Here is a 21,220-nt window from a genome sequence, read left to right on the forward strand (position 1 = left end):
AGAAAATAATGATAATACTAAAATCCATACCCGACGGTCCATTTATAGACCCAAGATTTTTAAGCACTATTGATGTTCCATTTATCCTGCTTGCAATCGTTCTTCTTATTGTAATGTATTTTAAAGTTAAAAAAGCAAAGCAGAAGCCCCGCTAGCGTATATGTATATAAATCTATGAGACTAATAACAATCATCTCCATTTTACTTTTACTATTCTCCTGCAGCCAGCGTCAAGAGAGAATACAAGTTGTTGAAAATAACAATCTAAATCAAAAACAAATAGACTCTGTGCTCGATAAATATAATTTTGAGTATGAAAGTTTAATTTTTATCGATAGCACGCAGCAAGCAATTCTTCCCATTACAACCCAAAAGCCACGTGGTGGAAGCAGATTGAGCTCTAAATCTTATGAAGCTGAGAGTTATCCACAATATTGGAATATTATATTTTATAATATTGAAACTGGGCATACCAATCTATTGACGAAATCAAAAATGCGAATCTCTAATTATCATGCGAATCTTAGAAACTCTGGACCAATTATTTCGAAAAGTATAATTTATAAAATTTGTGATACTGATTACGATAATGATAACCAGCTGACTTATAAAGATCCAGAACAACTTTTTATCTCTGTCATCGACGGTTCTAATTTAACAAGATTATCTCCTTTAGGTGAGCAAATAATGGATTTTCAAATAGTTCCTGATTCAGATAAGATAATTTTTAGTACTCAAAGAGACACAAACGAAGATTTGGAATTTGACAAAAAAGATGAATTAATTTGGTACTTAATAGACCTCTCTAAAGAATCCAAGCCAATCGAAATCATAAATAAAACCGAAAGGAAAGAAATCGAGAATCTATATTTTAAACAATGGTTAGTAAAGAACAAAAAGTAACAGTTTTAGCCATATCCCCAGCTAAAACAAATAAATAATTCTTTATCTATCAATAATTACCTCAAACCAATATATTTGTTTAGATGTATAAATTAGCATTTAAATAAAATGAATCACTTTCAGACTGTTGCGGTTTTTACCTATCCCACTGATTTATTTGTTGCAAAATCATTTCTGGAATCCCACGAAATTGAATGTTTCGTTAGGGATGAAATGACAATACAAGTGCATAACTTTTATTCCAATGCAATTGGAGGTATTAAATTGGAGGTAAATACAGAAGATTATGAAAAGGCGAGATGCTTATTAATACAACATGGGTTTATTGAGGAAGAAGAAATAGCAGCCGAAAGTGAAAATAATTGGATTTTTAAATTGGATAAGATAACTTCAACGGTTCCAGTTATTAAATCGCTTAGCTTTTCAACTAGGGCGATCATATTATTCATTTTAGTATTACTATTAATAACTATTCCCGCCTATTTTCTTTCACTTCCCACAACAAAAGAACTTTTAACAAATGCTCCGTGGTGCTTAAGCCATGTAACCTATAACGGAAAAAATTATGTTCCCACTTCCTCCCATATCCGATTTATTTTAAATAGTCAATGTGAAGAGTCAATTAATTTTAAAGAAAATGGGCTTATAGAATTACCAGGTTTTCAGAGCCAACCCATAATGGGCCAATGGCAAATGGAAGAAGACAGCTTACGGATTTTTGGTAGTGATAATTTTGAATATATTTATAACGGAAATTATAAATTAGATTTTAATGGCAGGGAATTAACAATAACTTCAGGAAATACAATTTTATATTGCTATAGATAATTTATGGATGAGAAAAGACTTTAAAATAGCTTGCCCACACTGCAAAAGCTCGGAAGTATCAAAACCGAAGTACTCAATGAAAAGCTTTGCAATCTCAGTATTGCTTCTTGGTTTTCCATTACTCTTTATAAAAAAAATGTATCACTGTTTCGATTGTTTATCCGACTTTACGAAATCCGACATACAGAAATCCAGCTAACACCCCGCTAGCCCAAGCGTCCCGCTCGTGCCAACACTATTCTGAGCGTTGCATTTAAGCTAAGAATAAACTTACTAAACCCACCGCATAGGTATCATCTATATTCTTTACTTTTAACCCTAATAAAACAACTAAAACCAAAAACCCTGCGCTAGCTTAATGAAACTGTATAGCCTACCAAAAGTTACCTTCCTTTTTATTGCAATTAGTACCCTGTTATCGTGCAACAACGATGAAAAAAGCAACAATACAACCCCGGCCGCACAGCTTTTGGGCGTATGGCAAAGCAGCAACTTTAGCGAGATGTATGACTACAAGTTGTATTTTAATACTAAGGATGAAGGTTACAGTACCGAATACATAGCCCAGCCGGACGGCACCGCAATTTCAAACCTCAGACCCTTTAGCTGGAGCAGTAGCGAAACCACCTTGACCATAGATTATGAGGATGGCGCTAGCGATGCCACCCCCTTTGCCATAAACGCCGCCGGACAATTGCTGGCTTCGGGTTTAAGCAATTTACCCTTCAACAAGCTATAGTGTTTTCTGCTTTACTGGTTTATTGGTGTTAGCGCTGTTCCTCTGTTACAAAACTCTTAAATCATCTTCAAAAAAATCTAATTAATGTAACTTGCCGACCTATTAAAAAGTGAAGATTATGCAAGACACAAAAATGCTAGATTACATAAAAGAAGTTTTAGAAAATATACCAGCTACATGGTTAAAGCTAACCACACATCGGCTGGATATTTATGATGAAAGCCAAGCAAAAACACAGTTTCTAGACCAGTTTGAAACCCTATTCCACGCCAACAACGCCGAACCGGCAGCCCTAAAAAAACTACCCACGGCTTATGACTATATTCGCTTGGGCCATCCACTATCCTGTATATTGGAATGGGGAATTGCCAACTTAAATAATCTAGCAGCGGAGAATGTAATAACTTTTTCCTCAAAGACGGTTCCCATGCTGGCAATCCTTCGGAAGAATTTATTGGCTAATAAAAAAACCCAAATTCTTTATACCGATGAATTACCTTCCTTTTTTGATGCTGAAATCGTAAGAAACATCTATGGCTACAATTTTGAACTAAAGAAAGTAGAACAAGGTGCAGCCATTCCAGAATTTAATGGTAGCACGCTCTTCATTTCACAGAAAGAGAAAATTGGCGCTGTTGCCCTCACCCCAACCATTGACTTTTTCCTAAGCCTTCAAGGCCACCTGGGAAGTACTTTAATAGTAAATGGCGAAAAGAACGAAGATTACATTTCAGAAATTCAACACGTACGGAGAAGGGAAACCATCGCCATGACGCCTGCCAATTGCCTAATTGCTTTAAAGTGGTTAGGGAAACAACCCTCTATTGAGCAAAATAATGAAGATGAAAATAAACCAAGTGTATTAAATTCTATAAGGGAAATTACCGGTTCCCCAACAGAGGCACTCGTTGCTTCTAGTGGACTTTCCATTCAATACGCCATTATGATGGGGCTTATTCACGATGCGCTTGAAAACCACAAAGGAAAGGCTATCAAATTTATTGTTCCTCCAAATTGTTATGGCGGCACAAACGACCAAGCAAGACGCGTTGCTGCTTGCATTGATAATGTTGAAATTGTAGACTTGCTAGTAGATGGTGATAACGAGATGGTGCGTAGTATAGATAGCGTTTTAACTAAAATCGCTGATGAAGATGCTATCCCTTACATCATAGCAGAAATACCAACAAATCCTAGAGTTGAAGTTCCAGATTTACAACAATTAAAAGCTGTATTAAGTAAAGAACGTAAAACCGCAGCAGGTGAAATTGCTATCGACCCTGTTTTTATTCTGGATCAAACATTTTGTCCGAATTATCACTTCTTGGGCGATGGGGAAATACTTTCAACGGTTCGAGCCATTTCGTATGCTAGTGGATCAAAATTTCCGAGTGGCGGAAAATGCACGGCTGGTTACGTGGTAGGAAATACAAAAACGAAGGATTTGATGGAAAAAATAGAGCTGCATCTAACCCTTTGCGATAACGAGGCTACAGCCCTTCAATATGAAATCTTAGCAAAGCAATTGCCTTCCATGAACCAACGGATTATTGATGCTTATGACAATACCCGTGAGTTTGTAAACTTCATCCACGAAACCTTACCAGGAGCGAAAATCAATTTTGTTTCAGAAGATTTGGCAGACCAAGGATTTACCCCTTCTGTATTTTCATTAGATCTTCCCACTAAAGGGAATACGAATGAAGAAAGAGAAGCGTATAAAAGGGCACTAAATCTTAAATTAATCAATTTAATGATTAAAGAAATCCCTACAGAAAGTAAGTTCTGTGTGAGCTACGGGCAGTTAAAAGGATGTTATTGGACGATACCTGCAACCTCAACTCAGGGAACCACTAAAGAAGGCGATAAAGATTATATTGTACGCGTATCACTTTCACCTAATCTTGATCTTGATCTTCATAAAAAAGTGTTTTTAAAATTTGTGGAACAGATCTAGGTATCACTGAAGATTTATATAAAAATAGATTTCAGCAATCAGTATTCGCAATAATGGAGGACCTAAAGTACTATGCCAAATTAAAAAGCTCCAATAAAACGCTTGTAGATTTATTGGCTAGTGAATCCAGTTTTTCTGATGTTCCAAACACTTGGCAGGTGGTGGTGGTTGATATTCAAAATTCCAGTCAGGCTGTTGATGATGGAAAACACCATCAAATAAACTTAACGGCAACTGGTGCAATAATCTCAGTGTTAAACACCATCAGAAAAGAAAAATACAATATTGAAATACCTTATTTTTTTGGGGGTGATGGTGCTACTTTCCTGCTTCCAACCCTGCTTTTAAATAAAATGATAGTGGTCCTAGAAAACTATAGTTTTCATATTAAAAGAAACACCAATTTAATACTTAGAGTGGGACATATTTCTGTTAAAGATTTAAACGTTCAAGAGGCTAGTATAAGAATAGTTAAACACCGACTTACGGAACAACTTACGATTCCTATTGTATTGGGAAATGGTTTAAAAAAAGCTGAAGAAATCATTAAGAATACTTTTGTAGAAAACAACTTTACTAATTTTAAAGAAGATCTTTTAAATTTAGAAGGGATGGAGTGTAGATGGAAACAAATTAACCCTTCACAGACTAAAAATAAAGTTATTTGTTTGTTGTTGGACGCTACAAATGAAACTGATCAAGGAACTATTTATAGAGATGTGCTAACTAAAATGGATGCTATGTTTGGCACGTTTAAAAGCAGACAACCCATAAAATCGAACAAGCTAAACTTAAATTTAAGCATTTTTAATATATGGGAAGAAATGAAAATTACGCTCGTCAATAAAAATTGGATTTACTTATTTAAAAATTGGGTTGCCACACTTTTTGGAACATTATATTTAAACCTATCTAGAAACGGAAAACAATATTTAAAACAAATTGGGCAACTATCGCATACTTTTATGCTTGACGGGATGATAAATACAATTTTCACAGCCGAGCAAAATAAAATAGACCTTTTTATAGCGTATCTAGATCAACTGGAAAAAGATAAAAAAATTATTTATGGCATTCATATTACACACGCTTCTGTAATGTCTTGTTATGTCTTGGACAGAAAAACGAAACATTCACACTTTGTAGATGGCACCGAAGGCGGGTATACTTCTGCTGCTAGAATGTTGAAAATAAAAATTGAAAACATTACGTAAATTTAATACACCAATAGGCTTTAAACACCTGACCCTTTGTGTTTTGGGTAATATTTTTTTCGTATATTCGAAAGTGTTAACACTGCCATAAGTTTTCCCCCGCTTTGGCCATAAACATTTTGTATTATGAAAAACTGGCTTCAAAAGGGGATTAATTACTGGATTATAGGTTGGGTGGTTCTTTCCCTACTTTTGATTATCATCAATGCTGCTTTTCGCATTAATAGTTATATTGAAATGCCGCAGCATGGGCATTTTGATAATTTTGAAACTGTAAATGCGCTTATCTTCAGTCCCGAAAATTCCGATAAAATAATTTTCTACCATGCTTTCTTCATTCTTGATTTTATATGGGCTGCTCTGCTATTATTGATAATTTCCTATTTGATACGCGATTTGTTTGAGGATACCTTTTTCAGATGGAAGAAATACAAAATTTTGATCACTGTATGGCAGGCATTTTTCTTTTTTTCCTTATTAGCATTGCTCGCAGATGTTTTCGAGGGCTTTGGCTACGAATTTAAATGGGCCCGAGATTTTATCAACTTAAAATATATCAGTCCCGTAAAAGTTACCCTGTACGCAATTTGTTTTATGTTTTTGCTTTATTGGTTTCTCAAAACCATTTTTTTACCACAAATCAAAACCTTGATCCGGTTTATACAGACTGCTTTATTAAGCATTCTTTTTATCATTATTATTTATGTGATGGTAACGTTTATGGAACAGGGCGGCACACTCATAGTTGACCTTTTTTACCGGCCTTTAAATATTGTTATCCTGTTCTTTTTGCTCAGTTTTTTGGCACTGGTTCTTTCACACTTTCCTGTTTACAATGATATTTGGCTTTACGGGAATAGAGATTGTGTGAGCCTTGAAATGCCTAAAAATAAAAGAAGCTGGTTGGGTCTTAATATAATATATTTTGACACCAGTAAAGCAAAACCGGGCACCAGCATCACTTTTGATAATGAAGCCGTGAAAAATCTGCGCCGCAGCTTGGGGGTCCTCATTTACATTGCGATGTTCCAAATATTCCTAATGATGATTCCCCGTTACTTTGGTGTGTATTTTAATGCATCCTATATTTCGGCTTTCTTGCTCCTCATTACCTTAATCGCATATAATTTTTGGGGAAAGCGTTATAACCAGTGGAAAAAAGATTTGAAAGAGGGAGATGAAGCAACCAAAAAGGAAACTGTTGAATATATTATTAAATATGTGGGCAGGTTTCCACGCTATTACCTGGCTTGTGTAATCATGGTTTTTATAACTGCTATTCTTGTGGCCATCTTTAAATGGGACCGCATCCCTTTTATTGCATTTCTTATCACCTTGGGTTGCCAAATGTACCTCTATATATATTTCAAAATATGCCGCACCTATTTTAAGTATGCGTTTTATACAAAAGAACTATACGATGAAAAAACAGAAATGTTTAAAAAGGAAACCCTGGAACTATTTGACAAATACGGCGATATTAAAAACCAAAAAATTCCCAAGTATTTAGAATATTTCGGAAAACTGAGCGATAACGTTTTCTATTTGAATTTTATGCGCTACAGCGGAATATTTTCCTTAGTATGCCTCTTGCTTGCAAATAGTTTTTTTGTCGTTGCCAGTTGGTTCAGCCCCTTAGTTATTATTTGTCTTTATATTATTGTTATTTATTCAATCCTCATCATTTTATTCAAGCATTTATTATACTATCATAGGCTTGAAGAACCAAAGGAAGAAAAGGATGCAGAAGAATTAAAACAAGAAAAGAAAAAAAACGGGCCAAAGAATTTTTATAAATATTGGTTACCATTGCTGATTATTTTTTTCTTTTCTGGTGCCATTTATATGACTTCTTTTGAAAATGACCTGCACGAACTCACTGAAGTAAAAACCCATAAACCTTTGGATTTTGATGGATTTATGATAAGTGAAACCGCTAATTCCTATAAAAAAGATAATTATTTTTTTGTGGGCTCGTATGGCGGCGGATTAAAAGCCAATCTTTGGAATTTATTGTTGTTTAACCAATTGGATTCTTTAAGTAAAGGTGAATTTTTCGACCGTAGCATAGTGCTGTCGGGTGTTTCTGGTGGTGCGGTGGGCATAGGCAATTATGCTTCGCTACGCAATTATAACGACCAGAAGAAAAGTTTAAATCATGAAATATTTAAAATAGGCACTTCCAATGTACTATCCAATGAACTCACTTATCTATTGGGACGGGATTTGATTCGCGAATACCTCCCGTTCTTCAATTACCACGGCAAAGACCGTTCCTATAAAAGCATGAAGTTGCATGCCATAAACACGGGAATGCCTTTGGACGACTTCCACAACATAAGCTATCTAGATGTATGGCGCAATCTTTATGAAAAACGAGGCCGTAAATTCCCCGCACTTATTATGAATTCCACATCAGTAGCTGGAAGGCAGGGCGTGGTTTCAACGGTTCGTTTTCCTGACAGTACTTTTGCAGGAGCAGATAATCTTTCCATTTTTGAAAATGGTCGCGATTCGGTAGCGCTTACTTATTATGGAGCGGTATCAACTACCAATCGTTTTCCATTGTTCAGTCCTACGGCCAAAATCCGTCAAAAAGGTAATTATTTAGATGGTGGCTATTTTGAAAACAGTGGCATGCTTAGTGCAATGGAAGTGTATGACGCCATTGAACGCGAAGCGGAATTTAACCAAAAAGTGCAACCTATTTTTATTAATATTATCAATTCTGGTGATTTTTACATCAGACAAAAGCTGTTTCAGTGGAAATTTTCCTCAAAAACTGTCAAGGAGTCTGGAGAATTCGCCTCCATAATTGGAACCGTTGTTTCCATTGACAAGCTTCCGGGTTATATTTACGAAAAAATAAAAAATCGAGGATTTGCTATTGTTCCAGTAATGATGCCACATAAAATGACCTATGAAAAAGTGCGTGAAATTCTAAAAGCCGAGGTGGATAACCCTTTGGCACTTATGGACAGCATCCAAAAAAACAACGAAGCCATTGATAACGCACTTAGAGCATATAAACCCTATAAATTTGATAAGTGGGGTGTTGTGGAGCCTCCATTGGCACGCTTGCTAAGCGAGCCCGCAGTGCAATATCAAGAGGCTATGGTTCATAAACATCCCGAAGTGCAAGAAACCTTAATGCGCATTCTCGATTTCATAAAGACCGATACCGTGGTTACCAATAAAAACCAATACAAACTACACAGACCTATTTCAAAATATAAGAATGAAAATAATAATACAATAGACTCCCTAAAGCTTGATTAAATTTTAAACAGCTAAAAATTCTAATTTTCTCACCTTATCGCTCACAACCTTAGCGGGCTTTTAAAAAGCGCACTAGAAAAGCTAGAAAAAATGTAAATTTATACTCCTATTCAACTACAATGAAAAATGAAAACCTCTACAAACTACCTTTCGCAAATGTATATCCATATTATATAGCCAAAGCAGAAAAAAAGGGCCGCACCAAAGAAGAGCTAGACACAATTATCTGCTGGTTAACAGGCTATGACGAAAAAGGCTTACAACAACAACTAGACAGTAAAGCCAGCTTTGAAAACTTTTACACAGAAGCACCCCAACTAAACCCCAATATCTCAAAAATAACCGGCCTAGTCTGCGGCATCCGTGTAGAAGAAATTGAAGACCCACTAATGCAAAAGATTCGCTATTTAGATAAATTGGTAGACGAGTTGGCAAAGGGCAAGGCGATGGAAAAGATTTTAAAAAAATAGTAGTATGAAATCCAAAGACCCCTCTAATTTAAAAGACGGCTACAACTGCCAAGTCAATAACGGCACCCACAAAGGCAAATCTGGCACCGTGCGCGATATAAATACCAGTAAAACTGGACACATTACCATTACTGTAGAGCAAGAAAATGGCGTGCGGTTCAAGACCTTAGGCAGAAATGTGATAGTAACAGGCTAATATTCCTATTTGATTAGATAACCAAACAACTATCACCTAAAATCCAACTCAACACAGTACTCAAAATAAAGTATCTTTAATGTTTAGTTTTTAAACATTCTTCCTCCCGATGAAAAAAACGCTCCTTACATTAATACAAAGGCTAAAGGCATTTTTAATTCGCAACTTTCACCAGTACAATAGCAAACTTCCCTATATAATTACAGTTGTCGTGGCTTTAATTATAGTTATTGGCGGCATCAATTTGTTCATTGAACTTACGGAAGAATTAAAGGATAACCTACTGCCACAATATGACCAAGCTATAACCGATTATATTATTTCCTTTCGGAATCCCACGCTCACAAAATATTTTATATTCATAACCAATGTGGGCGATTTTTACGGCTACCTTATTGTTTTAGCTATTTCGAGTGTTATATCCTTTTTCGTTTTTAAAAAATGGAGAGGTGTAGTGCAAACCATACTGGTTTTATTATTGGCGTCTATATCCAATATGATGTTGAAACGTTTCATTGACCGGGCAAGACCTGGTATAGAACATTTGGTTTCGGTAGAGACCTTAAGTTATCCCAGCGGCCATGCCATGAGTGCTATGGCTTTTTATGGGTTTGTGATCTATCTTTTTTTTAGATTTAAAATCAATAGGTTTTTAAAAGTAGCTATAATAATATTCATGGCTTTCATTATTTTAAGCATTGGCCTCAGCAGAATATATTTGGGCGTTCACTATCCGTCAGATATTGCCGGCGGTTATATTGCCGGGTTTATTTGGGTGGTTTTTTGCATCCTTATTTTTAATTTGGTTGAAGTATTTCGAAGAGACCCCAATACATAAAAGAATACATTATGGTTTGGTTAGTTAGCATTTGAGTAATTTTACTACTTATAACCTCTAATGAAAAAAATATTCTATTTAATAACCATCCTTTTTACATTAAGTTGTTCCCAAGAACCAACAGCTTATTTATAATATCGTAGCAACTAGTATTGGGTTAATTATTACAATTTCCATTGCTGTTATTCGTAATTGACTCTCCTTTTATCACATTTATCTTCTAACAACTAACATCATTCATTACTAATTATTCATTACATATTATTCAAGTACCTTTACCAATCTAAAGAAAACCCCCGTGCATCCCAAAAACCCCTTCAATAAAGACTATAATTTCGAAAAACTTATAGCAGTGCACCCAGCATTAAAACCTTTTGTTTTTGAAAATGAACACGGCAACAAAACCGTGAAATTTGCAAACCACGAAGCCGTTAAAGCACTGAACACTGCCCTGCTGAAAACGCATTATGGTATAACCTATTGGAACATTCCCGAGGACAATCTTTGTCCGCCAATTCCCGGTAGGTTGGATTATTTGTTGCACATAGCAGAGCTTATTCCAAAAATAGAAATTCATTTGCTGGATATTGGCACTGGCGCCAACCTCATCTACCCTATTTTGGCGAGCCGCCATTTTAATTGGCAATGCACCGCAAGTGAAGTAAATCAAGATTCGTTGAGCAATGCACAGGAAATAATTGATAAAAATCCTGATTTAAAAGATATTGAATTGCGGCACCAACAGTTTAAAAGCCATATTTTGGAACACATCATCCAACCAACCGACGTTTTTGATGTGGTTGTCTGCAATCCGCCTTTCTTTAAAAACCGAACCGATGCCGAACAAAGCAACCGTCGTAAATTTAAAAACCTTGAATTAAGCGAAGAAAAAACCCAGAATTTCGGAGGCCTGAGCAATGAGTTATGGTACAAAGGTGGTGAAGCGGCATTCGTGCAAAAGATGGCTGAAGAAAGTCTTCAATTTAAAGATCAAGTGCAATGGTTTACGGCCGTTATTTCACAAAAAGAAAACCTGAAAAATATCAAAAGAGCCATAAATAAAACCAAGCCTTCCGAAGTAAAAATAGTAGAGATGGAACAAGGCAACAAACAAAGCCGTTTTATTGCTTGGACTTTTAAATAAAAACCATTCAACACTCACTACTAACTACTCAATACTAACTACTTTCTCTTCCTGAAAATATAACTCATCCAAACAGGATCGTTATCATCAGAAACCACAGATTGGCGGTCCAAAAACTCCCAGTCATGGGCATTCATATAATTCAGCAAGCTTGAAGTTTCTTCAATATCCTCAATTTCATCAATAGAGATATTTTGTCCAATCAAAGAAGTCTGTTCCTCTACTTTTATGCGCTTCACCTTCCCGCGGTTATTGGCTTTTTGTACCACAATTATTTCAAGAAAATTGTACTTGGTTATTTCTTGCGAATACCCTTCCGCAGCAAACAATAAGAAAAGGGCAACTACGGAAAATGCTATATATTTTTTCATATTTTTATATTTCTTAGAAAAGTACAATTATATTTTGGGTAACAAAAGCCTGATATAAATAATACTACTTCCCCTTTAGTTTTATAATAATGTTCATCAGGGTTTACCTAAGGGGAAGCATACTTCAACAAAAAACTTATAACTTTGAATTTTTAAACTTTTCAAAAAATGCAATCCAGAGCCGAAACCCCAGACCAATACATAGCCGAACTTCCCGAAGATCGAAAGGAAGTAATGCAAGAATTACGAGAAACGGTGAAAAAAAACCTTCCCAAAGGTTTTGAGGAAACCATGCAGTATGGAATGATAAGCTACGTGGTGCCGCACAGCATTTATCCAGATGGTTACCATTGTAAACCCACGGATCCGCTTCCATTTTTAAGTATAGCCTCACAGAAAAACCATATAGCATTTTATCATATGGCTATTTACATTGACCCAAAACTACACGAATGGTTTACGGAGGAATATCCAAAACATGCCAAGGGAAAACTGGATATGGGCAAAAGCTGTATCCGCTTCAAAAACCCTAAAAACATTCCTTTTGAATTGCTTGGAGAACTCACTACAAAGGTTTCGGTTGACCAATGGATTTCGAAATATGAAACCGTATTAAAACGATAGCCATCAAAAAAAACAGCATACTAGCGCATTTCATAAAAGCCCCTGATTTAAAAATAAATTCGGAAAACTATCCCTTTGAAAACTTTGAATTTTCAGATGAAAATGTTGACGAAAGCGACTTCAATTTTCCCAAAGATTACATCCTCGGTATGCAAGCCGAAGCCTGTTTTGAAGCATACTTTAAACGTTCAAAAAACTTCGGATTGTTGGTTGCAAATCTTCAAATTCACGGCGTGAAGGAAACTTTGGGCGAGTTGGATTATATAGTTGAAAATCTTAAAACCAAAAAGATTGTTCACATAGAATTGGCCTGCAAGTTTTATTTATATGATGAAAACGCAGGCGATTCAGAAGAACAAAAATGGGTCGGTCCCAACCGAAAAGACAGCCTTTTTGACAAGTTGGAAAAAGTAAAGTTGAAACAGTTTCCCTTACTTCACACTGCCGAAACCATTCAAAAATTAACAGAACTCGGAATTGCTAAACCTTCTTCACAGGAGCTGTGTTTAAAAGCATTTTTATTTATTCCGAAGAAAATGGATGCTGAAATATTTCCGAAACCTTTTCAGAATTGCATAATAGGCCATTTCATAAAACCAACTGATTTAAAAGAAGATGAAACCGCTCTTTACGCTATTCCCAACAAAAAAGAATGGCTTCTACCAGCAAAAACACTGACCAATTGGCATAACTTTTCAGAAATTAAACAATTGATTGATTTACAAATTAAAAAAAACAAGTCGCCATTAATCTATAAAAAAACGCCTCATACAATGGAGCGTTTCTTTATAGTTTGGTGGTAAAAATTATTTAGTTCCGTAGGTGTCAAAAAGATACACCAAGCTAGCCATTGTAGCGGCACCAAGTTCCAGCTCACGTTTGTTCACCGCATCAAAAGTATCATTGGCTGCATGGTGATAGTCAAAATACCGCTGGCTATCTGGTCGAAGCCCAGCTATGACTTCAATATTTCCTTCCAACGGTCCAATATCGGAACCGCCATGGCCTTTCTCAAAAGAGTGGATTAAATAAGGTTTAAATAAAGACCCCCAAGACTGTGCTTTCTTAAGATTGGTATCATTCGTTTGGAATGAAAACCCACGGGGTGTGAATCCACCGGCATCGCTTTCTAAAGCAAATAAATGTTTTTCACCTTTACGTTTTACTTCTTCGGCATATTTAGTTCCACCGCGTAGACCATTTTCTTCATTCATAAACAATACTACACGAATAGTATGCTTGGGTTTATAACCAACTTTCTTAAAAAGACGAAGCACCTCCATACTCTGCACACATCCGGCACCGTCATCGTGTGATCCATCAGCAAGGTCCCAACTGTCCAAATGGCCACCCACTACAAAATACTCGTTAGGGTTGATGCTGCCCGTAATTTCACCAATTACATTATAGGATTGCACATCGTCAAAAGTTTTACAATTCTGTTTGAAATAAAACAAAAGGTTGGGTTGCAACTTCAGCAAACTGCTTAAATAATCGGCTCCGTTAGTGCTTATGGCCGCTGCAGGAATTCGTTGACTAACAGGTGTATCGCCATAACTCATTGCGCCAGTATGTGGATAATCGTCTTGTTTGAGGTTCATAGAGCGAACAATAACGCCAAGTGCACCATATTTTGCAGCCTCTGCAGCACCAGCGTATCGTTGGTCCACGCAGCCACCGTAAGCTTCAAAGGTTAGTATTAAATCTGCTTGCATCGGTCTGTTGTAGAAAACAATTTTTCCTGATAGTTTTTCCTTTCCCAAAGCAGCTAACTCATCTAGGCCATTTACTTCTACCACTTCCGCCTTAATTCCGAGACTTGGTGTAGCAACCGACCCCCCCAGTGCACAGATATCGGTTACGCTTTTTTCTCCAGTTGGCGATTCTATGTATGCATATTCCTTAAAGCCACGCGTCCATTTTGGAACCATTACGGGTTGCAGCCAAACTTTGTCCAAGCCAAGTTGATTCATTTCTTCTTCAGTGTATTTCACAGCATTTTCAGCTTCAAAGGACCCTGAAAGCCTACCTCCTATTTGGTTGGAAAGATAATCCAGCCAATCGTAAGCCTTTCCATCAGTCAACGCGGCTGTGTAAAGCTTTTTTAGCATAGTAGAATCTTGAACGGTGTTCTGTGAAATGCTTACTGAAGAAAAAAGTAAAGTAAAAAGTAGCGTAGGTAGCAAATAGATTTTCATCGATAAAATTTTATTGAAATTAATTTCAGATTAAACTGGAAGGTGGCTAAATTAATCATTTTTAAGACGTTCACGATATTCGGAAATCTTGGCTTTAATATCATCATCCAATTCCGGTTCCTTGATGTCTTTATATTTTTTGAGTTCTTGCAACATAATTTCCGCAACAATCACACGAGCGGTTTCTTTATCGTCAGAAGGTATAATGTACCAAGGTGCATTTGGTTTTGAGGTTCTATTAATGGCATCTTCGTAATACTTTCTGTAATCTTCCCATAAAGCTCTTTCATCCAAATCACCAGGAGAAAACTTCCAGTTTTTTTCAGGTTTGTCCAATCTGCGGAGTTGGCGCTCCTTTTGTTCGTCTTTGGAAAGGTTCAAAAAGAATTTAAAAATAATAGTCCCATTCTGTTGAATTGTCTTTTCGAATTCATTGATCTGCTGAAATCGTTTCTCCCAAAATTCGGTGTCAATATCTTCCAAACTATCTATACCTGGCAAGTTTTCGCCAAGAATATATTCTGGATGCACTCTTGTTACCAAAACATTTTCGTAATGTGTTCTATTGAAAACCCCAAACTTTCCCCGCTCGGGCAAAGCTATATAATGACGCCAAAGATAGTCGTGTCTTTTCTCAAGCTCAGTAGGTGTTTTGAAACTGTGCACTACCACCCCACGCGCGTTAAAATCCTTAAAAACCTCTCGAATCAAGCTATCTTTTCCAGCCGTGTCCATTCCTTGAAGACAGACCAACACAGCATATTTTCCGTGGGCGTATAATGTATCTTGAAGTTTACCCAGTTTTTTCCGGGTGTCTTCCAAATGATCCTCCAATTCGTCTTCTGACGCATCCAAGTCCCAATCGTTTCGTGAACCATCAAGTTTTACAGTCCCAGTTACTTTAAAATCTTCAATTTTTACTTCTTTCATGGTTGCTATTGATTTTATTGAAAAATATAACTTTGGTGCACTTCAAATTTTGGGTGTTTACACTATTTACTTGCAAACAATTTTACATCCTCTTCACTGATTTCTTTTCCTCCAAGAATAATCAAACGTTCCACAACATTTCGAAGCTCCCTGATATTACCCGTCCAGTCATATTCCTGCAAAAGTTTAATAGCTTTGGTGGTGAATTTCTTTTTGGTAGTACCGTGTTCCGTTGATATTTTTTCTGAAAAATAATCTACCAATAATGGTATGTCATCTCTTCTATCATTCAAAGAAGGGACTTTTATAAGAATCACTGCCAATCTGTGGTACAAATCCTCGCGAAAACGACCTTCTTCTATTTCTTTCTTTAAATCTTTATTGGTGGCCGTGATAACACGCACATCAACCTTTATATCTCTATCGCTACCCACTCTCTGCACCTTGTTTTCCTGCAATGCCCGAAGTACTTTTGCCTGTGCGGAAAGGCTCATATCACCTACTTCATCCAAGAAAATGGTTCCACCATTGGCAGCTTCAAACTTACCTGCACGGTCTTTAATCGCGGAAGTAAAAGCACCTTTTACGTGGCCGAAAAGCTCACTTTCTATCAGTTCACTGGGTATTGCGGCACAGTTCACTTCTATCATTGGGCCGTTGCTGCGTTCACTTTTTTGATGGAGCCAATGTGCCACCAATTCTTTTCCAGTTCCATTGGGACCGGTAATCAGAACGCGGGCCTCTGTAGGTGCCACTTTTTCGATCATATCTTTTATCAGCCCAATTTCTTGCGACTCGCCAACCATTTCGTAGTTTTTGGAAACCTTCTTTTTGAGGCGTGTGTTTTCAACAACCAATTCCTTTCTGTCCAAAGCAATACGAACTGTGTTCAGCAATCGGTTTAAGTCTGGCGGTTTTGAAATATAGTCGAAAGCGCCCATTTTCATTGTATTTACCGCAGTTTCCAAATCGCCGTGACCAGAGATCATGACCATCGGTATTTCTGGTTTTATCTTTTTTACTGCTTCCAAAACCTCGACACCGTCCATTTTTGGCATTTTTATATCGCAAAGCACCAAATCAAAATCTTCTTTTTTGATGATTTCCATTCCCGCAAGACCATCTTCGGCTTCAAAAACTTCGTAACCTTGATTTTCTTCGGAAAGAATTTTCATCAAAACCCTTCTTATCGCTGCCTCGTCTTCTATTATAAGTATTCTGTACATTTAATATTTTAATTTTATTCATGCCCTAAAATAAGGCAAATTTTCGGCAATACTATTTCTTAATATTTAAGCCATTTGAAAATCTCTTTATAGGTAGGTTTCTTTCCGTACATTAAAATCCCTACGCGATAAATCTTGGCCGCAAACCAAACCATACCAATAAAAGTACCGAATAGAATGACTACCGAAATAATCTGTTGCCAAATGGGAACACCAAACGGAATGCGCATTAGCATTACTACCGGCGAGGTAAATGGAATGTATGAAAACACTTGCGAAACGGTTCCATGTGGATTGTCCATTACAGTAAAAAACCCAACGTATACTGCTAAAATAAGCGGCATTAAAATTGGCATCATAAATTGTTGAGTATCGGTTTCACTATCAACCGCAGCACCTACGGAAGCGTATAATGAAGCGTACAACAAATAACCGCCTACAAAGAAAAGGATAAACATCACAATTAAATTTGTAAGGGGCAAGTTATTAACCTCCAGCATTATATCGTGTAAAATTTGCTGCGTTCCACCGTCGACACTATTTTCTATAATCTGCTGTGAAGGAGAGCCTGCGGCGGGGTCAATTCCAAAAACGGAGGTTACAACGGTCATCAAAACCAATATTAAGACCACCCAAATCAAAAACTGGGTAATACCCGCCAAAGTAGTTCCGAATATTTTCCCCAAAAGCAACACGCGTGGTTTTACAGATGAAATGATAACCTCAATTACTCTGCTGGTTTTTTCTTCTATTACACTGCGCATAATCATATTGCCATAAATGATGATAAACATAAAAAGAAGGTAACCTGCAGCTCCCCCAAAAGCCAATTTTAAGCCAGAACCTAGTTTTGAGGTTTCCTTCCCTTTAAAAGTTTCCTGATTAGCGCGAATGTCTATATGAAGATTTTTAATAGTTTCGGAATCAATTCCGGCTTCTTTCAACTTTAGCGTATTCACTTTCCTTTCCAGCATATCGTTTATGTCACTCATCATCGATAGCGATGGTGAATCTTCGGAATAAAAAGTGATTTCTTTGGAAAGGTCTTCCAAATTTTCAGTTTTTGGAATGTACAGCAAGCCATTAATTTCTTCAGTTTCTGTTTCCTTTTTTGCTTCTTCCAAGGAAACTTTATGCAATATTTTATACTGTGTATGTGGCGAACTGTTAAATTCATTCGCAAACAATCCACTGTCGTCCAAAATTGAAATTTTACGAACAGTATCACTGTTTAAACTAGATAAATAGGCCACCAAGGCAAAAATCCCTATGAAAATAAAGGGAGTCAAAAACGTCATGATTATAAACGATTTATTGCGGACTTTAGTGAGGTATTCCCTTTTTATGATGAGTGGAAGATGGTTCATTGTATTTTAATTTTTTTGGATAGTTTCAATAAAAATATCGCTGGCGGAAGGAATTACTTCCACAAAATGGGTCAACTGTCCCTGTGAAGTCAAGTAATTCACAAAATCGTTCGTCGAAACAGAATCAGGCACCTTCACTTTGTATTGCAGTTCGTCATTAATGCTTTTAAATGTTGCCGGGAATACTTCAAATTTTTCCTTCAAGGAAGCCGTTATGGCCGCGTGGTTGGTTGTTATTAAACCAATTTCAAACATATTGCTTCGGTATTGACGTTTAATATCTATCAATTTTCCGTCCAGTATTTTATTGGATTTGTGAATTAATGCAATATGGTCGCACATTTCTTCAACAGATTCCATCCGGTGTGTCGAAAAAATAACGGTTGCGCCTTCATCGCGAAGTTTTAATATTTCATCTTTTATGAGATTAGCATTTATAGGGTCAAAACCGCTGAAGGGTTCGTCAAAAATGAGTAATTTAGGTTTGTGAAGCACTGTTACAACAAACTGAATTTTCTGTGCCATCCCTTTGGAAAGCTCCTGTATTTTTTTGTCCCACCAATCGCCAATTTGCAAACGGTCAAACCAATATTTTAGGCGCTCTTTTGCTTCTTGTTTAGAAAGCCCTTTTAGTTGTGCCAAATATAAAGCCTGCTCCCCCACTTTCATTGTTTTGTAGAGTCCGCGTTCTTCGGGCAAGTAACCAATGTATTTTATATGATGCGGTTGAAGCGGTTCGCCATCCAAAATAACGGAACCCGTATCTGGCATTGTTATTTGGTTTATAATTCTGATTAGGGTTGTTTTTCCAGCACCATTTGGCCCCAATAGCCCAAAGATGCTACCTTTTTCTACTTCTATTGAAACGTTGTTAAGCGCTTTATAATCACCATAGACTTTGGAAACATTGTTGACCACTAAAAGTTTTTCCATAAATTTTATTTGAAGAATGTAAATATATTGATTTGATAAGCGTCCAACCTTTAAAGGGGGCAAGATTTATGATTTCTTTTGCAAAAAAAACAAAAGAAAAGAGACGAAAGAAAAAAGACAGCGAAAAAAATACCTCGAAATTTTCCCCTTTAGCGACAGGGGTTTAATAACTCCCTAAAACAAAACCCACCCAAAAAAATAAATTCTTGGGTGGGAAAAAAAATTGCTATGAAAAAGAAAAATTATCGCCTCTAAGACGAAGCGACATTTCAAATATATGTAAAAAAATTAATTTAACGTTTAATTAAGAGAACATATCTTTCACTTTTTCAAAAAATGATTTGTCTTCTTTCTCAGGTTTTGGCTGAAAATGCTCATCATCGCTCATTTTTTCGAAAAAATCCTTTTGTTCTTTTGAAAGGGATTTTGGAGTCCAAACATTTACGTGGACCAGTAAATCTCCTGTTCCGTAGCCATTGATACTTGGAATTCCTTTATTGCGAAGTCTTAATATTTTTCCACTTTGTGCGCCGCTATCAATTTTGATGCGAACTTTTCCAGTAACTGTTTCTATTTCTTTTGAAGTACCTAAGGCAGCTTCGGAAAAGCTTATGTATAAATCATAATGCAGGTTATCTCCTTCGCGTTGCAAGGTGTCGTGAGGTTTTTCTTCAATAGCCACCAAGAGGTCTCCGGGTATTCCATTGCCCGGTGCATCATTTCCTTTTCCAGAAACTTTAAGTTGCATCCCGTCAACAACACCTGCAGGTATTTTGATAGATACCGTTTCTTCGCTAACCAACATTCCTTCGGCATCTGCGTTTGCCGGTTTTGAATCCACAATCTGACCTAAACCACCACAAGTACTACAAGTAGCAGAGGTTTGCATGCGACCCAAAATAGTATTTTGGATACGGGTTACTTGGCCGTGACCATTACAGGTTGAACAGGTTTTGTAAGTGGTACCCTGAGCAAGTTTTTTACGTTTAACTTTTATTTTTTTCTCAACACCGTTGGCTATTTCTTCCAAAGAAAGCTGCACGCGGATACGGAGGTTGCTTCCTTTCATGGTTCTGCCGCCACCGCCGAAGCCACCGCCGCCGCCAAAACCACCGCCGAAAGCACTTCCAAAAATATCTCCAAACTGGCTGAATATGTCATCCATATTCATGCCACCGCCACCGCCGCCAAAACCGCCACCACCTTCAAAGGCACGGTGACCGAACTGGTCATATCGGGAACGTTTGTTAGGGTCGCTGAGCACTTCATATGCTTCCGCAGCCTTTTTGAACATCGCCTCAGCTTCGTGGTCACCCGGGTTTTTATCGGGATGATATTGCAACGCTTTTTTTCGATAAGCTTTTTTTATTTCAGCTGCCGTTGCGCTTTTTGAAATACCTAAAATTTCGTAAAAATCTTCCTTCATATTTTATTGTCCTATAACCACTTTTGGATAGCGGATTATTTTGTCGCCCAAAGTATATCCTTTCTCAATCACATCAATGATTTTACCTTTCAGCTTTGCATTGGGGGCGGGAATTTGGGTTATGGCTTCGTGTGAATCGGCATCAAAAGCATCACCGGGTTTTACTTCAATTAATTCCAAGCCTTTAGACCGCAAGGTTTCGCGTAATTTATTGTTTATGAGTTCCACACCTTTAAAGTGTTTAACATCTTCTGTTTTCTCAATTTCCTTCAACGCACGCTCAAAGTCGTCCAATAATGGCAACATGGAAACAATCACATCTTCTCCAGCGGTTTTGAACATTTCGATACGTTCGCGGGAGGTGCGTTTTTTATAGTTTTCAAATTCGGCAAAAAGGCGAAGATAGCGGTCCTTTTCACGCTCAAACTCGTTTTGTAATTCGGAAAGGGCGTCAGTTACGTTCTCTTCAGCAATTTCCTGCTTGTTTATTTCTACATCGTCGAAACCTACCTCTTCTTCTCGGTCGTTTTCATTGAATTTATCGTTTTTGCTCATAATGGCGTTTTCTTTCAATTTT

General features: G+C 37.0%; 21 protein-coding genes. 13 read left to right on the plus strand and 8 right to left on the minus strand.

What is annotated here, in order from left to right:
* The first annotated feature begins 8 nt into the window (after positions 1-8).
* From ESU54_RS17855 to rlmF, 11 genes are all read left to right on the plus strand, one after another.
* A complete protein-coding gene (locus ESU54_RS17855) occupies positions 9-155 on the plus strand; it encodes a hypothetical protein (RefSeq protein ID WP_160113287.1) in 147 nt (48 codons plus the stop codon).
* A gap of 19 nt (positions 156-174) precedes the next feature.
* On the plus strand, positions 175-903 hold the full coding sequence (locus tag ESU54_RS12145; protein ID WP_111844947.1) for a TolB-like translocation protein: 729 nt from the start codon (positions 175-177) through the stop codon (positions 901-903).
* Positions 904-1,011: 108 nt separating this feature from the next.
* Positions 1,012-1,731, plus strand: a complete 720-nt coding sequence (locus ESU54_RS12150) for a putative signal transducing protein (RefSeq protein WP_111844946.1) — start codon at positions 1,012-1,014, stop codon at positions 1,729-1,731.
* Positions 1,732-2,089: 358 nt separating this feature from the next.
* Complete coding sequence (locus tag ESU54_RS12155; RefSeq protein WP_111844945.1) at positions 2,090-2,470, plus strand: lipocalin family protein; 381 nt, start codon at positions 2,090-2,092, stop codon at positions 2,468-2,470.
* A 118-nt stretch (positions 2,471-2,588) separates the two neighbouring features.
* A complete protein-coding gene (locus ESU54_RS12160) occupies positions 2,589-4,427 on the plus strand; it encodes a PLP-dependent aminotransferase family protein (protein WP_111844944.1) in 1,839 nt (612 codons plus the stop codon).
* Between the two features lie 53 nt (positions 4,428-4,480).
* Positions 4,481-5,641, plus strand: a complete 1,161-nt coding sequence (locus tag ESU54_RS12165; RefSeq protein ID WP_146848133.1) for a DUF3095 family protein — start codon at positions 4,481-4,483, stop codon at positions 5,639-5,641.
* Between the two features lie 126 nt (positions 5,642-5,767).
* Positions 5,768-8,920 carry a hypothetical protein gene (locus ESU54_RS12170; protein ID WP_111844942.1) on the plus strand — a complete coding sequence of 1,051 codons (3,153 nt, stop codon included), beginning with the start codon at positions 5,768-5,770 and terminating at the stop codon, positions 8,918-8,920.
* 119 nt (positions 8,921-9,039) lie between these two features.
* On the plus strand, positions 9,040-9,390 hold the full coding sequence (locus ESU54_RS12175; protein ID WP_111844941.1) for a DUF2200 domain-containing protein: 351 nt from the start codon (positions 9,040-9,042) through the stop codon (positions 9,388-9,390).
* A 4-nt stretch (positions 9,391-9,394) separates the two neighbouring features.
* On the plus strand, positions 9,395-9,586 hold the full coding sequence (locus ESU54_RS12180; protein ID WP_111844940.1) for an RNA-binding protein: 192 nt from the start codon (positions 9,395-9,397) through the stop codon (positions 9,584-9,586).
* A gap of 109 nt (positions 9,587-9,695) precedes the next feature.
* A complete protein-coding gene (locus tag ESU54_RS12185) occupies positions 9,696-10,424 on the plus strand; it encodes a phosphatase PAP2 family protein (RefSeq protein WP_111844939.1) in 729 nt (242 codons plus the stop codon).
* A gap of 298 nt (positions 10,425-10,722) precedes the next feature.
* Positions 10,723-11,568 carry a 23S rRNA (adenine(1618)-N(6))-methyltransferase RlmF gene (rlmF, locus tag ESU54_RS12190; protein ID WP_170253281.1) on the plus strand — a complete coding sequence of 282 codons (846 nt, stop codon included), beginning with the start codon at positions 10,723-10,725 and terminating at the stop codon, positions 11,566-11,568.
* A gap of 38 nt (positions 11,569-11,606) precedes the next feature.
* On the opposite strand, the gene ESU54_RS12195 is transcribed toward rlmF, so the two are convergent.
* The gene (locus ESU54_RS12195) at positions 11,607-11,939 is read right to left on the minus strand and encodes a hypothetical protein (protein WP_111844937.1); all 333 of its coding nucleotides are present in this window, start codon (positions 11,937-11,939) and stop codon (positions 11,607-11,609) included.
* A 168-nt stretch (positions 11,940-12,107) separates the two neighbouring features.
* Here ESU54_RS12195 and ESU54_RS12200 point away from each other — a divergent pair, with 168 nt between their 5' ends.
* Together ESU54_RS12200 and ESU54_RS12205 are read left to right on the plus strand one after the other, a co-directional pair.
* The gene (locus tag ESU54_RS12200; RefSeq protein ID WP_111844936.1) at positions 12,108-12,563 is read left to right on the plus strand and encodes a DUF1801 domain-containing protein; all 456 of its coding nucleotides are present in this window, start codon (positions 12,108-12,110) and stop codon (positions 12,561-12,563) included.
* Between the two features lie 53 nt (positions 12,564-12,616).
* Positions 12,617-13,366 (plus strand): DUF1853 family protein, encoded by a 750-nt coding sequence (locus ESU54_RS12205; protein WP_262510808.1) that lies wholly within the window; start codon positions 12,617-12,619, stop codon positions 13,364-13,366.
* A gap of 3 nt (positions 13,367-13,369) precedes the next feature.
* Here ESU54_RS12205 and ESU54_RS12210 read toward each other — a convergent pair whose 3' ends face one another.
* The 7 genes from ESU54_RS12210 to ESU54_RS12240 all read right to left on the minus strand — a co-directional run bounded on the left by ESU54_RS12210 (position 13,370) and on the right by ESU54_RS12240 (position 21,198).
* Positions 13,370-14,761 carry a M20/M25/M40 family metallo-hydrolase gene (locus tag ESU54_RS12210; protein WP_111844934.1) on the minus strand — a complete coding sequence of 464 codons (1,392 nt, stop codon included), beginning with the start codon at positions 14,759-14,761 and terminating at the stop codon, positions 13,370-13,372.
* Positions 14,762-14,812: 51 nt separating this feature from the next.
* Complete coding sequence (locus ESU54_RS12215) at positions 14,813-15,691, minus strand: PPK2 family polyphosphate kinase (protein ID WP_111844933.1); 879 nt, start codon at positions 15,689-15,691, stop codon at positions 14,813-14,815.
* Between the two features lie 62 nt (positions 15,692-15,753).
* The gene (locus ESU54_RS12220) at positions 15,754-16,917 is read right to left on the minus strand and encodes a sigma-54-dependent transcriptional regulator (RefSeq protein WP_111844932.1); all 1,164 of its coding nucleotides are present in this window, start codon (positions 16,915-16,917) and stop codon (positions 15,754-15,756) included.
* A gap of 59 nt (positions 16,918-16,976) precedes the next feature.
* Positions 16,977-18,284 carry an ABC transporter permease gene (locus ESU54_RS12225; protein WP_111844931.1) on the minus strand — a complete coding sequence of 436 codons (1,308 nt, stop codon included), beginning with the start codon at positions 18,282-18,284 and terminating at the stop codon, positions 16,977-16,979.
* 6 nt (positions 18,285-18,290) lie between these two features.
* Positions 18,291-19,217: an ABC transporter ATP-binding protein gene (locus ESU54_RS12230; RefSeq protein ID WP_111845002.1), complete on the minus strand. Its 927-nt coding sequence runs from the start codon at positions 19,215-19,217 to the stop codon at positions 18,291-18,293.
* A gap of 304 nt (positions 19,218-19,521) precedes the next feature.
* Positions 19,522-20,643, minus strand: a complete 1,122-nt coding sequence (gene dnaJ, locus ESU54_RS12235) for a molecular chaperone DnaJ (protein WP_111844930.1) — start codon at positions 20,641-20,643, stop codon at positions 19,522-19,524.
* 3 nt (positions 20,644-20,646) lie between these two features.
* A complete protein-coding gene (locus tag ESU54_RS12240) occupies positions 20,647-21,198 on the minus strand; it encodes a nucleotide exchange factor GrpE (protein ID WP_111845001.1) in 552 nt (183 codons plus the stop codon).
* Positions 21,199-21,220 lie beyond the last annotated feature (22 nt).

It is taken from the genome of Aequorivita antarctica (assembly GCF_007997155.1).
GTDB classification, from domain to species: Bacteria; Bacteroidota; Bacteroidia; order Flavobacteriales; family Flavobacteriaceae; genus Aequorivita; species Aequorivita antarctica.

Bases quoted from the DNA above. Each gene is read 5' to 3' on its own strand.
- ESU54_RS17855 (WP_160113287.1), top strand. From the start codon at position 9: ATGATAATACTAAAATCCATACCCGACGGTCCATTTATAGACCCAAGA.
- ESU54_RS12145 (WP_111844947.1), top strand. From the start codon at position 175: ATGAGACTAATAACAATCATCTCCATTTTACTTTTACTATTCTCCTGC.
- ESU54_RS12150 (WP_111844946.1), top strand. From the start codon at position 1,012: ATGAATCACTTTCAGACTGTTGCGGTTTTTACCTATCCCACTGATTTA.
- ESU54_RS12155 (WP_111844945.1), top strand. From the start codon at position 2,090: ATGAAACTGTATAGCCTACCAAAAGTTACCTTCCTTTTTATTGCAATT.
- ESU54_RS12160 (WP_111844944.1), top strand. From the start codon at position 2,589: ATGCAAGACACAAAAATGCTAGATTACATAAAAGAAGTTTTAGAAAAT.
- ESU54_RS12165 (WP_146848133.1), top strand. From the start codon at position 4,481: ATGGAGGACCTAAAGTACTATGCCAAATTAAAAAGCTCCAATAAAACG.
- ESU54_RS12170 (WP_111844942.1), top strand. From the start codon at position 5,768: ATGAAAAACTGGCTTCAAAAGGGGATTAATTACTGGATTATAGGTTGG.
- ESU54_RS12175 (WP_111844941.1), top strand. From the start codon at position 9,040: ATGAAAAATGAAAACCTCTACAAACTACCTTTCGCAAATGTATATCCA.
- ESU54_RS12180 (WP_111844940.1), top strand. From the start codon at position 9,395: ATGAAATCCAAAGACCCCTCTAATTTAAAAGACGGCTACAACTGCCAA.
- ESU54_RS12185 (WP_111844939.1), top strand. From the start codon at position 9,696: ATGAAAAAAACGCTCCTTACATTAATACAAAGGCTAAAGGCATTTTTA.
- ESU54_RS12195 (WP_111844937.1), bottom strand. From the start codon at position 11,939: ATGAAAAAATATATAGCATTTTCCGTAGTTGCCCTTTTCTTATTGTTT.
- ESU54_RS12200 (WP_111844936.1), top strand. From the start codon at position 12,108: ATGCAATCCAGAGCCGAAACCCCAGACCAATACATAGCCGAACTTCCC.
- ESU54_RS12210 (WP_111844934.1), bottom strand. From the start codon at position 14,761: ATGAAAATCTATTTGCTACCTACGCTACTTTTTACTTTACTTTTTTCT.
- ESU54_RS12215 (WP_111844933.1), bottom strand. From the start codon at position 15,691: ATGAAAGAAGTAAAAATTGAAGATTTTAAAGTAACTGGGACTGTAAAA.
- ESU54_RS12220 (WP_111844932.1), bottom strand. From the start codon at position 16,917: ATGTACAGAATACTTATAATAGAAGACGAGGCAGCGATAAGAAGGGTT.
- ESU54_RS12225 (WP_111844931.1), bottom strand. From the start codon at position 18,284: ATGAACCATCTTCCACTCATCATAAAAAGGGAATACCTCACTAAAGTC.
- ESU54_RS12230 (WP_111845002.1), bottom strand. From the start codon at position 19,217: ATGGAAAAACTTTTAGTGGTCAACAATGTTTCCAAAGTCTATGGTGAT.
- dnaJ (WP_111844930.1), bottom strand. From the start codon at position 20,643: ATGAAGGAAGATTTTTACGAAATTTTAGGTATTTCAAAAAGCGCAACG.
- ESU54_RS12240 (WP_111845001.1), bottom strand. From the start codon at position 21,198: ATGAGCAAAAACGATAAATTCAATGAAAACGACCGAGAAGAAGAGGTA.